10 protein-coding genes are annotated in these 13367 nt (G+C 29.1%); all 10 read left to right on the top strand.

The window, feature by feature from the left end; all coding sequences use genetic code 11:
- Positions 1-190: 190 nt before the first annotated feature.
- Positions 191-682 (top strand): MarR family winged helix-turn-helix transcriptional regulator, encoded by a 492-nt coding sequence (locus tag EIH23_RS09600; protein ID WP_122640075.1) that lies wholly within the window; start codon positions 191-193, stop codon positions 680-682.
- Positions 683-2935 (top strand): ABC transporter ATP-binding protein, encoded by a 2253-nt coding sequence (locus EIH23_RS09595; RefSeq protein ID WP_122640074.1) that lies wholly within the window; start codon positions 683-685, stop codon positions 2933-2935.
- Positions 2928-4781: an ABC transporter ATP-binding protein gene (locus EIH23_RS09590; RefSeq protein WP_122640073.1), complete on the top strand. Its 1854-nt coding sequence runs from the start codon at positions 2928-2930 to the stop codon at positions 4779-4781. Before EIH23_RS09595 ends, EIH23_RS09590 begins: the two co-directional genes overlap by 8 nt.
- Before the next feature lie 219 nt (positions 4782-5000).
- Positions 5001-5687, top strand: a complete 687-nt coding sequence (locus EIH23_RS09585; RefSeq protein WP_122640072.1) for a GntR family transcriptional regulator — start codon at positions 5001-5003, stop codon at positions 5685-5687.
- Positions 5688-6040: 353 nt separating this feature from the next.
- Positions 6041-6652 carry a bifunctional 4-hydroxy-2-oxoglutarate aldolase/2-dehydro-3-deoxy-phosphogluconate aldolase gene (locus EIH23_RS09580; RefSeq protein WP_122640071.1) on the top strand — a complete coding sequence of 204 codons (612 nt, stop codon included), beginning with the start codon at positions 6041-6043 and terminating at the stop codon, positions 6650-6652.
- Positions 6633-7664, top strand: a complete 1032-nt coding sequence (locus EIH23_RS09575; protein WP_122640070.1) for a sugar kinase — start codon at positions 6633-6635, stop codon at positions 7662-7664. Before EIH23_RS09580 ends, EIH23_RS09575 begins: the two co-directional genes overlap by 20 nt.
- Positions 7665-7694: 30 nt before the next feature.
- Positions 7695-9188 (top strand): tagaturonate reductase, encoded by a 1494-nt coding sequence (locus tag EIH23_RS09570; protein WP_122640069.1) that lies wholly within the window; start codon positions 7695-7697, stop codon positions 9186-9188.
- Positions 9172-10659, top strand: coding sequence for a UxaA family hydrolase (locus tag EIH23_RS09565; protein ID WP_122640068.1), 1488 nt, complete (start codon positions 9172-9174; stop codon positions 10657-10659). The genes EIH23_RS09570 and EIH23_RS09565 overlap by 17 nt, the downstream gene beginning before the upstream one ends.
- Before the next feature lie 15 nt (positions 10660-10674).
- Positions 10675-12099: a glucuronate isomerase gene (gene uxaC, locus EIH23_RS09560; RefSeq protein WP_122640067.1), complete on the top strand. Its 1425-nt coding sequence runs from the start codon at positions 10675-10677 to the stop codon at positions 12097-12099.
- A gap of 195 nt (positions 12100-12294) precedes the next feature.
- The gene (locus tag EIH23_RS09555) at positions 12295-13347 is read left to right on the top strand and encodes a TRAP transporter substrate-binding protein (RefSeq protein ID WP_243113374.1); all 1053 of its coding nucleotides are present in this window, start codon (positions 12295-12297) and stop codon (positions 13345-13347) included.
- The last annotated feature ends 20 nt before the right edge of the window (positions 13348-13367 follow it).

The following is a 13367-nucleotide window of genomic DNA, read 5'->3' as shown; positions in this document are numbered from 1 at the left end:
TAAAAGTGATAGTAAAAGTTATGTGAAATATTTTTTATGTTTATGCTATTTATAAATTAATGTATGGAAATAATTAAATTTATAGGGAGTATAAGTTTATATTGACTATAATATAATAGTTAACTATAATAAAAGTTATCATAGTTAACTATTATTAGTGGCAATTAATATATGGAGGTGAATATAATAAATGGATGTATTTGAAGATAAATCTAGAGAGTTATTAAGCGTCATAACACGGATTAATAAATTAACTCACCATGGATTTAGAAAAAGAACTATGCCTAATAGAGAATTTATGCTTTTAAAGGCAATAAATTGTTTAAAAGATCATAATAATTCCAATGGTCAATTTTCTAAAGGGGTAAAAGCATCGGACTTAAGTAAATATTCTATGATAACAAAACCAGCAATATCAAAGCTTATAAATACATTAGAAGAAAAAGGATTTGTTGAGAGAGTTGCAGATAAGTCAGATAGGAGAGTTGTTTATGTTAACTTAACAAATTCAGGTGAGGAAATACTTATTAAAGAAAATCAGATGTTTGAAGAATTTACTCAAAAAGTTGTTGAAAAAATGGGTGAAAAAGATACTGATGAAATGATACGTTTATTTAAAAAAATGTATGACAGTATTGTTGAAATAAAAAAGGAAAACCAAGAGTTAAAGGAGGATGAGTAAGTGAATAATTTAGTTAAGTATCTTAAAAAATCAACCCTATCTATAATATTTATTGTTACATTACTAGTAGGTCAAGCAGTATGTGAACTTTCGCTACCAGATTATACATCTAATATTGTAAATGTTGGTATACAACAGGGAGGTGTAGAAAATGCAGCTCCTAAAATAATAAGAAAAAGTGAATTAGATAAGATTATGATATTCTTAAATTCATCGGATAAGGGGACTGTATTAGATAATTATAAATTGTTAAGTAAAGATACATTATCAGATAGTGAGTTAAAAGAATATAAACAAGAATATTCAATATTAGAAGAAGAAAATCTTTATGAGTTAAATACCACAGATAAAGATACTATAGATGAATTAAATAATATATTATCAAAACCTATATTAATAGTATCTGGAATTGAAAAAGGTGGAGATCAAGTTGATATTATGAAGAAGCAGTTAATGGCTAATCTTCCTCCACAGTCTCAAACTGAAGATATAGATTTATTTACAATATTATCATCAATACCTAAAGAAAATTTAGATAGTATTATAAATGAAATGGATAAAACATTTGATAATTTACCAGAAACGATGGTTGAACAAAGTGCTATAAACTATGTAAAAGGTGAATATGAGGCTATAGGTGTCAATATAGAAAAATTACAAAATAGCTATATAATAAGAACAGGACTAATAATGCTTGGAATAACGCTATTAAGTGTGATGGCATCGGTATTAGTTGGGTTATTGGGAGCAAAGGTTGCTGCAACATTAGGTAAAGACTTAAGAAGCTCTGTATTTAAAAAGGTTATGTCATTTTCAAATAAAGAAATAACAGAATTCTCAACTGCATCATTAATTACACGTAGTACAAATGATATACAACAAGTTCAAACTATGATGGTTATGTTTTTAAGAATTGTATTCTATGCCCCTATACTAGGATTAGGAGGAGTTTTAAAAGTATTACAAACTAATACATCAATGACATGGATAATAGGTGTAGGAGTAGCAGCTGTTTTAGTTTTAGTAATTATAATGTTCTTAGTTGTTATGCCTAGATTTAAAATATTACAAAGTTTAGTTGATAGAGTTAACTTAGTAAGTAGAGAAATACTTACAGGTCTTCCAGTAATAAGAGCATTTAGTACAGAGAAGTATGAAGAAAAGAGATTTGAAAAAGCTAATAAAGATTTAACTAAAGTTAATGTTTTTGTAAATAGAGTCATGTCATGTATGATGCCAGCAATGATGTTCATAATGAATGCTCTTACAGTTATAATTGTTTGGAATGGTGCACACAGTATAGACAGTGGAAGTATGCAAGTTGGAGACATGATGGCATTTATACAATATACAATGCAAATAGTAATGTCATTCTTAATGATATCAATGGTATCAGTTATGTTACCAAGAGCATTAGTATCACTTGATCGTATAGATAAAGTCATAAATACAGATCTTTCTATAAAAGATCCTAAAAAGGCAGTTGAATTTAACACTGAGAAAAAAGGTGTTGTTGAATTTAAAAATGTATCATTTAGATATCCTGATGCAGAAGAAGACATACTTACAAATATTAACTTTACTGCTAATCCAGGAGAAACTACTGCATTTATAGGAAGTACTGGTAGTGGTAAATCTACACTAATTAACTTAATACCTAGATTCTTTGATGTTACAGAAGGTGAAATATTAGTTGATGGTGTTAATATAAAAGATGTAACACAACATGATTTAAGAGAAAAAATAGGATATGTACCTCAAAAAGGGGTATTATTCTCAGGTACTATTGATTCAAATCTAAGATATGGCAAGAAAGATGCAACAGAAGAAGATATAATTAAGGCATCAAGGATAGCTCAAGCTACAGAATTTATAGATTCTAAGCCTGAAAAATATGATACAGAAATATCACAAGGTGGTAACAATGTATCTGGTGGTCAAAAGCAAAGACTTTCTATTGCAAGAGCTATAGCTAAAAATCCAGAGATATATATATTTGATGATAGTTTTTCAGCTCTAGATTTTAAAACGGATTCAAAACTTCGTAAAGCATTAACGGAAGAAATTTCAGAAAGTACTATATTAATAGTTGCTCAAAGAATAAGTACTATATTACATGCTGAACAAATTGTAGTACTTGATGAAGGTAAAATAGTAGGTATAGGAACTCATAAAGAGCTTTTAAAAAATTGTGAAGTTTATAAACAAATAGCTTTATCACAACTGTCAAAGGAGGAGCTAGCTAATGAGTAATAATCAAAGACCAAGAAGAGGTCCTATGGGAGGACACGGTCCTATGAAAGTTCAAGGGGAAAAAGCTAAGGACTTTAAAGGAACTATGAAAACATTGATGGGATACTTAGGTAAATTTAAACTTTCTATAATTTTAGTTGTGATTTTTGCAATAGGTAGTGTATCTTTTTCTGTAGTTGGTCCTAAAATACTAGGGAAAGCTACAACTAAAATATATGAAGGATTAGTTGCTAAAGTTTCAGGTACAACGGGAGCAGGAATTGATTTTGATGCAATAGGTAGAATATTACTTATTTTAATTGCATTGTATATATTAAGTGCTATATTCTCATTTATACAAGGATTTGTTATGAGTGGAATATCTCAGAAAGTAGCATATAACTTAAGAAATGAATTATCAGAAAAAATAAATAGAATGCCTATGAAGTATTTTGATAGTAAAACTCATGGAGAAGTATTATCTAGAATAACTAATGATATAGATACTTTAAGTCAGAGTTTAAATCAAAGTATGACTCAATTGATAACATCAGTAACTACAATTATAGGTGTATTAATAATGATGTTATCTATAAGTTGGTTAATGACTGGCGTTACATTAATTATACTACCTATATCAATGATATTAATATCATTAATAATAAAAAGATCTCAAAAATACTTTAAAGCTCAACAAGAATATCTAGGACATGTGAATGGTCAAGTTGAAGAATTATATAGCGGTCATAACATAGTTAAAGTATTCAATGGTGAAGATGAGGCTATAAGGGAATTTGATAAATTAAACAATACTTTATATCAATCAGCATGGAAATCACAATTCTTATCAGGTATAATGCAACCATTAATGATGTTTGTAGGAAATTTAGGATATGTTGTTGTTGCAATACTTGGAGGATGGTTAGCAATAAGAAACACTATAGAAGTCGGTGACATCCAGTCGTTTATACAATATGTAAGAAATTTCACTCAACCGCTGTCACAAGTAGCTCAAGTTACTAATTTATTACAATCTACGGCAGCTGCTGCAGAAAGAGTATTTGAATTTTTAGATGAAGAAGAAGAAGATCAATTTGTAGAAAATGCAGTTAGTATTGAAGGGTTAGAAGGTAGAATTGATTTTGAACATGTTAGATTTGGATATAATCCTGATAAAGTAATAATAAAAGACTTTACAGCACATGTTAAGCCTGGACAAAAAATAGCTATAGTAGGTCCTACAGGAGCTGGTAAAACAACTATAGTAAAATTACTTATGAGATTCTATGATGTTAACTCTGGTGCAATACTAATTGATAATCATAATGTAAAAGATTTCAATAGAAGTGAATTGAGACAATTATTTGGTATGGTTTTACAAGATACATGGTTATTTAATGGAAGTATAAAAGATAACATTAGATATGGTAAATTAGATGCAACTGACGAGCAGGTTATAGAAGCGGCAAAAGCTGCACATGTTCATCATTTTATAAAAACATTACCAGATGGATATAATATGGTATTAAATGAAGAAGCAAGCAATGTATCTCAAGGCCAAAAACAATTACTTACAATTGCTCGTGCAATACTTGCAGATCCTAAAATACTTATACTAGATGAAGCCACAAGTTCAGTAGATACTAGAACTGAAATATTAATTCAAAAAGCTATGGATAATCTTATGGAAAATAGAACTAGTTTTATAATTGCGCATAGATTATCTACTATAAAAAATGCGGATTTAATATTAGTTATGAATGAAGGAGATATAATAGAAATAGGAAATCATGAAACTTTAATTTCGAAAAATGGATTCTATGCAAATTTATATAACTCTCAATTTGAAAAAGATGAAGCTATATAATTTAATATTGATTAATTAAAGAATATAAATTAAAATAATATAAGCTTTACAATATAAATAAACATAACAGCTAAGAAGGTGAATAAATTTTTTACGTTTTAATAAAAGATTTATTCACCTTCTTTAATATATATTGAATTATTATATAAATCTAGTATACTAGTAATAAGAATTAAAAAAGTAGGAACTGATAGCGTTAAGGTTAGGGAGTGAATTTAGTTGATATTGTACGAAAGAAATGAAAAGGAAACCGGAAAAGAATATGCATATAGGGTATTAAAGGATAATATAATGTCTTTAGAATTAAAACCAGGTGAACTATTAAGTGAACTTGAGTTAGCTGAAAAATTAGATTTATCAAGAACTCCTATTAGAGAAGTTATAATGAAGTTGAAAAATGAACACTTAATAGAGGTTAAACCTCAATCTGGAACATATGTATCTTTAATAGATATGGACTTAATAGAAGAAGCGATATTTATGAGGTTTGCAGTAGAAGAAAAAGTTTTAAAATTAGCCTGTGAAGATTTCCCTAATAGCGTTATGTTAGAACTAGAAAAAAATGTTTTTGCTCAAGGGATAATAGCAGATATAGATGGTGGAGAAAATGAATTCCATAAGTTAGACACATGTTTCCATGAGCTACTATTTAAAGGTGTTAAAAAGGAGCATATTTGGCAGAGTATATTAAATATAAGCACACATTATAATAGATTAAGATTATTAACTCAGAAAAAGGATTCTAAAAGATCTGTAGTTGAACAACATGAAGAGTTTTTAAATGTAATAAAGAATAAAGATAAAGATAGAGTAGACTCTTTGATAGATGAGCATATGAAGTTCTCTATGAAAAGTTGGGACTACATAAGAAAATATGATGGGGAAATGTCTAAATATTTTAAATAAAATTTAAATAAGAAGTTGGATTATTTTGTATATAATTTGATTTCTTATTTTTTCATATAGATCTTGTATACAAATTATTAATTTATAATAATTTAATAAAAAAATAACAAAAAAATATTGAAAAAATAATGTTGTGATGTATAATAATACTATATTGGTATACAAGAAAAAGCTTTCATAAAAATAATGTAAGAACTTATTCATTTATAAATAAGGGCAATATTATTTTTAGATTATGGAAAATACTTTAAAATCAACGGATATCATAAATTTTTATTAAAATATATTTTAGAAAATAAAAAGTATATTTTTTTATAAAAAAATTGGTATACAAGATAAAAAGAGGGGGTTCTATGTTAGAAAAAATAAAAGATGAAGGAATTGTAGCTGTTATTAGAGCTAACGACCATGAAGAAGCAATGGGATATATAATAGCATGCTTAAATGGAGGAATTAAAGCATTAGAACTTACTTATACAATACCTAATGTAGTGGAACTTATAACTGAAGTTAAATCTAAATATAAAAATGCATTAGTTGGTGTAGGTAGTGTGCTCAATAAAAAGATGGCTAAAGATGCTATTGAAGCAGGAGCTGAGTACGTAGTTAGTCCAGGGTTTTCTGATGAGGTTAATGATGTATGTAGAGAACTAGGAGTAATATACCTACCAGGTTGCATGACTGTTACTGAAATAATGAATGCATTAGAAAAAGGAAATAAAATGGTTAAGTTATTCCCTGGTGATATGTTTGGAGCGAAATATGTTAAATCACTAAAGGCTCCAATACCTCATGTTGAAATAATGCCAACTGGTGGAGTTAGTATAGATAATATAGATGAATGGTTTAAAATGGGGGTTTCTTGTGTTGGAGTTGGAAGTTCACTATTCAATGCAGGTAGCTTAGAAGATATAGAAAATTTAGCTAAGGAGTTTGTAAATAAAATTGAAAAGATTAGAAGTTAAAGATGACGGAAAAGTATTAGGATTTGGAGAAGTTATGCTAAGGCTTACACCTTTTAATCATCAAAAAATAATACAAGCAAATTCTTTTGAAGCAACTTATTCTGGTGGAGAAGCAAATGTTATCTGTAGTTTAAGTATGTTTGATCATGATACTAAGTTTCTTACCAAAGTGCCAAACAATCCATTAGGTGAAAAAGTAATAAAGGATTTAAATTCTTTTGGAATATGTACAAAAGATGTTACAAAAGGTGAAGGAAGACTTGGTATATACTTCTTAGAACAAGGTAATGGACTTAGAAATTCTAAAGTGACTTATGACAGAAAGTATTCAGCAATATCACTTGCTAAAAAAGATGAATTTGAAATCGAAGAAATACTTAAAGATGTTAAGTTAGTACATATGTCGGGTATAAATCCTGCACTAAGTGAAGAACTTAAAGGTTTAACTCTAGAGATAGCTAAAGAAGCTAAAAAAAGAGATATAGTAGTATCTTATGATTCTAATTATAGATCAAAGCTATGGAGTCTTGAAGATGCTGGAAGGTTCATGTTAGATATACTTCCTTTTGTAGACATTGCATTTTTAGGAATATTAGATTTTAAAAATATACTAAAATATGAGATATCAGAATCTAAAAAGTTTGAAGATAGCTTAAGTGATTTGTATAAGAAATTATTTGAAAAATATCCGAACTTACAATACGCTAGTTGCACTAAAAGAAAAGTAAACTCAGTAAGTAACAACTCTTTACAAGGATTTTTATTTGATGGAGAAAATTTAAGTAAGTCAAAGGTATATACTTTTGATATATTAGATAGAGTTGGAGGAGGAGATTCTTATACAGCAGGTATACTACATGGACTATTAAATAAAATGAAGAATGATGATGTAGTTGAATTTGCGACTTGTGCAAGCTCTTTAAAGCATAGTATACAAGGTGATATAAATTTAGTTTCACTAGAAGATGTTGAAACACTTATGAATTTAGGGATAGAAAATATAAAAAGATAAAATAAATATATTTTAAGGAGAATTATTTATATGAGTAAAGAATTAAGAAGTCTAAGCATGGATTGCTTAACTCAATCACAAAGAGAACATCATGAAAAAGTATTAAATAGCCCAGTAAAAATAATGCAAGTAGGAGAAGGAAACTTTTTAATGTCATTCTTTGACTGGATGGTAGATCAAGCTATAAAGAAAGGGAACTACAATGGTTCAATAGCATTAACTTGTCCTTTAAACTATGATGGAAAGATTAATACATTAAACTCTCAAGATAAACTATATACAGTGGTACAAAGAGGGTTTAAGGGAGATAATGAAATATTCGAACAAGATATAATATCTGTATTTTCAAAAGTATTCAATTATAATGTAGAATGGGATACTTTTATGAATATAGCAGAGCAAGAAAGCTTAGATGTAGTAATATCAAATACAACAGAAGCTGGACTTGCATATAAAAATGTTAGCTTAGAAAACGTTGCGACAGAAGGGTTATATCCAGGGAAACTAACAGCGTTCTTAATGCATAGATTTAATACATTAGGAAATATTTCTAAGAAATTACTTATATTCCCTTGTGAATTGGTAGCAGAAAATGGGAGAGTATTAAAAGAATTGGTAGCAAAACATGCTGAAGATTTCGGAGCTTCAGAAGAATTTAAAGCTTGGGTTAATGAAAATTGTGTATTCTTAAATAACTTAGTTGATAGAATAGTTCCAGGTTATCCAAGAGAAGATTCTCAAGCTTATTTTGATAGATTTGGATATAAAGATGAAGCAATGTCTATGTGTGAGCCGTTCTTCTTATGGGCAATAGAAGGAAGTGAAGAATTAGATAAAATATTACCACTAAAAGAATCAGGGCTTAATGTTCAATGGTTAGAATCTTTACATGATACTCAACTATTAAAGGTAAGAATACTAAATGGATCACATACATTAATCACCCCTCAAAGTATATTAAAAGGATTTAACCAAGTTGATGAAGTTGTTGAAAATGAGCAAATGAAAGAATACTTAAATGAAACATTACAAAAAGAGATATTACCTTCATTAAAAAATAAAACTGGAAATAAAGAAGAATTTGCATCAACAGTTCTTGGAAGATTTAGAAATCCACATATAAAACATAAGTTAGAGTCTATATCTATGAACTCAGTATCTAAATTCCAAAATAGATTATGGCCAACCATAAAGTCATTTATAGAAGATAATAATAAATTTCCAGAAAATATGATGATAGGTTTAGCAGGGCTTTTAAGATTCTATCAAATAAGTAAGAGAGAAAATGGATATGTTGGATATGACTTTAATGGAAATGAATATAAAGTATTTGATACTCCAGAAGTATTAGAATTTATGGAGAATGCAAACTCCAAGTTTGAAGAAAAAAATGAAGAGTATGTAAGATATGTATTAAGTGAAGATAAACTTTGGGGAGAAGACTTAACTAAATATTTAAATATAGTGGAAGTTGTAACTGAAAAATTACAAGCAATGGAGAAGGAATATGAGCCAGTTCATTAAGATAAATAAGGAAGATGATGTAGTTGTATTATTAGCTGATGGTGTCCAAGGGGACATCATCAGCATAGAAGATAAAGAGATAAAATTATTACAAGATACACCAAAGGGACATAAGGTTGCAGTAAAAGAAATACATAAGGGGAATGATGTATTAAAATACGGATACAGTATAGGTAAGGCTAAAGAAGATATAAAAATTGGAGAGTGGATACACTCTCACAATATGGGTACAGGATTAGATGGAATACTAGATTATGAATTTAACAAAAATGATTTAAAATATGACAAAAAAAATGAAGACATCTACTTTAAAGGATATGTTCGTGAAAATGGAGATGTTGGAATTAGAAATGAAATATGGGTTATAAATACAGTAGGTTGTATAAATAAAACATGTGCATTGTTAGTTAAAGAAGGAAATAAACTTATAAATGATAAAGTTGATGGAGTGCACTATTTTGAACACCCACATGGATGCTCTCAATTAGGAAGCGATTTAGAAAATACAAGAAATATACTTGCAGGATTAGTTAATCATCCAAATGCAGCGGGAGTTTTAGTAGTAGGTCTTGGGTGTGAAAATAATACACTAGCAAGTTTTAAAGAAATCTTAGAGCCTATAAATCACAATAGAATAAAATTCTTAAATATACAGGATGTTGAAGATGAAATTGAGGAAGGAAAAAAGCTGATATCAGAGTTAGTTGACTATGCTTCTAAATTTAAAAGAGAAGATGTTCACATATCTAAATTAAAGATAGGTCTTAAGTGTGGAGGTTCAGATGCATTTTCAGGAATAACTGCTAATCCATTGTTAGGAAGACTATCAGATGAAATAGTTTCATTAGGAGGAACTTCTATACAAACTGAAGTACCTGAGATGTTTGGAGCTGAAACTATATTATTTGACAGAGCTGTTGATAAAAATGTATTTGATAAAAGTGTTGATTTAATAAATGACTTCAAAAGATACTTTATGAGATATGATCAAGTTATATATGAAAATCCATCCCCAGGTAATAAAAAGGGTGGAATAACAACATTAGAAGAAAAGTCATTAGGTTGTGTTCAAAAAGGTGGAAAAGCTATAGTAACAGATGTACTTGGATATGGTGAAAGAGCACAAAAAACAGGTCTTAATTTACTGTATGGTCCAGGGAATGATCAAGTTGCAGTTACAGTTCTAGCTGCTGCAGGAGCTCATATGGTATTGTTTACAACAGGTAGAGGAACTCCATTTGGAGGTTCAGTGCCAACACTAAAAATATCTACTAATACAGACTTATATAATAAGAAGAAGCACTGGATAGATTTTAATGCTGGTGAATTAATAGAAACAAAAGATACTCAATCTGTAGATGACTCATTCTTTAAGTTAATACTTGATACAGCATCAGGAGAGTACATAGCTAAAAATGAGCAATATGGATATAGAGAAATATCAATATTAAAAGATGGTGTAACTTTATAATAGGGGGAGTTAAATATGTTAAAAGAACTTACAAAAGTTAGAAAATTTATGGATGAAGACTTTTTATTACAAAATGAAACAGCTAAATACTTATATCATGAACATGCAAAGAATATGCCAATATTCGATTTTCATTGTCACTTAATACCAAGTGAAATAGCTGAAGACAAAAAGTATAATAATATAACAGAAATATGGTTATATGGTGACCACTATAAATGGAGAGCTATGAGAAGCTTTGGTATAGATGAAGAATATATAACTGGAAGTAAAAGTGATTTTGAAAAGTTTAAAGCATTTGCAACAGCTATGCCTTATTTAATAGGAAATCCTATATATCACTGGTCTCACTTAGAATTAAAAACATATTTTGGTGTAGAGGAAACATTAAGTGAAAAGAATGCAGAAGAGATATGGAATAGATGTAATGAAGTTATACAAAGTGATAACTTTAGTGCAAGAAGTATAATAAAAAAATCAAATGTTAAGTATATAGCAACTACCGATGATCCAGCAGATGACCTGAAATACCATATACAAATAGCAAAAGATGAAAGTTTTGACTGTGAAGTAAGACCGACATTAAGACCTGATAAAGCAGTTAAAATAGGTAATGAAGGATTTGCTGAATATATAAAAGTATTAGGTGCTACTGAAGATATTGAAATAACTAGCTATAAAGAGCTTATGAAAGTTTTAGAAAAGAGAATAGAGTTCTTCGTAGAAAATGGTTGTACAATAACTGACCATGCTATGGATAGGGTTTACTTTAAGAATACTAATGAAGAAGAAGTAAATGAAATATTTGTAAAAGCTATAAATGGAGAAGAATTAACTCAGGATGAAATAGAAAAATATGCTACTTTAACTATGGTTAATTTAGGTAGAATATATGCTAAACACAATATGGTTATGCAGTTACATATAGGAGCGTTAAGAAATAATAATACTAGAATGTATAAAAAATTAGGTCCAGATGTTGGATTCGATAGTATAGATGATGGTGAAGTAGCTCAGCCTTTATCTAGACTATTAGATACATTAGATGGAGAAGATAAACTTCCAAGAACGATATTATACTGTCTAAATCCAAAAGATAATGAAGTACTAGGAACTATGCTAGGTAATTTCCAAGGTGGAGGAATAGCAGGTAAAATACAATTCGGTTCTGGATGGTGGTTTAATGACCAAAAAGATGGAATGGAAAGACAGATGATGGCTTTATCCCAATTAGGCTTATTAAGTCAATTTGTAGGTATGCTTACAGATTCTCGTAGTTTCTTATCATATACAAGACATGAGTACTTCAGAAGGATCTTATGCAATTATATAGGCGGACTTGTTGAAAATGGAGAGTATCCAGCTGATATGGAAGTTCTAGGGGAAATTATAGAAAATATTTGTTACAATAATGCTGCTAAGTATTGTAAAGGTAATTAATAATTAAATATTCCTCTAATTTTATTTCAATAAAATTAGGGGAATTAATGAAAATTCAATTTTTTATTAAAAAAATATTATTTTTTTTTAATAAAAAATTGAAAATTTTAAGTTAATATGTTATATTATTAACATGATGAATTCTAGTATACTAGCATTCAAGTTGAAATATATATAGAGAAAGGTGGATATTAGATGAAAATAGGAAAACGTATTACTGCATTATTGCTAGCTGCAGCTATTGGAATTGTGGCTGTAGGATGCAATAAAGTAGATGGGGCAGAAAAAAAAGTTAAAGTAGTAAGAGTTGCGCATGGTCAAAATGAAGAACACCCTCAACATAAGGCGATGTTAGAATTTGAGAAATACGTAGAAGAGAAGACTAATGGGGAAATCGATGTACAAATATTCCCAAATGAATTACTAGGTGCTACATCTCAAGCTGTAGAGCTATCTCAAACTGGAGCTGTAGATTTAGTAATAGCAGGACTGGGAACATTAGAAGCATTTAATGAATGCTACACAGTTTTTAACTTACCTTACATAATGGATAGTACAGAGCATTATCATGCGGTAATGAATGATGAAGATATAATGAACTCTGTATATGAATCAACAAGACAAAGTGGATTTGTAGGATTAACTTGGTTTGATGCGGGTGTAAGAAATATATATACAACTAAGAAAGCTATAATGGAACCAGATGACCTAAAAGGTCTAAAGATAAGAGTTCAAACAAGTCCTACAAATGTAAAAATGCTTCAAGCATTAGGAGCATCACCAACACCAATGTCATTTGGAGAAGTTTATACAGGATTACAACAAAATGTTATAGATGGTGCAGAAAATAATGAATTAGCATTAATTAATAATAAGCACGGAGAGGTTGCTAAACATTACTCTTACAACATGCATGCAATGTTACCAGATATATTAATCGCTAGTACAGATTTACTAGATAATAAATTAACTGAAGAACAAGCTAAAATTGTGATGGAAGCAGCAAGTTATGCAAATAAATTTGAAGTAGACTTATGGGAAGATGCTGCAGCAGAAGCAAAAGAAAAAGCAGAAGCTATGGGGGTTCAGTTCTATTACCCAGATATAAAACCATTCCAAGATAAAATGAAAAATTTACATGCTGAATATACTAAAGATGAGAATATGAAAGCTGTATATGATAAGATACGTGAAAAAGGAGATGAAATACTAGCTAAGAATGCGAGTGTGGAATCTGAGCAGGAATAATAAATATTAGTGAAATATAT

The organism is Romboutsia sp. Marseille-P6047 (genome assembly GCF_900604535.1).
GTDB lineage: Bacteria > Bacillota > Clostridia > Peptostreptococcales > Peptostreptococcaceae > Romboutsia_E.
The sequence above is the reverse complement of the archived record's forward strand: the minus strand, read 5'-3'. Positions and strand labels throughout refer to the sequence as shown.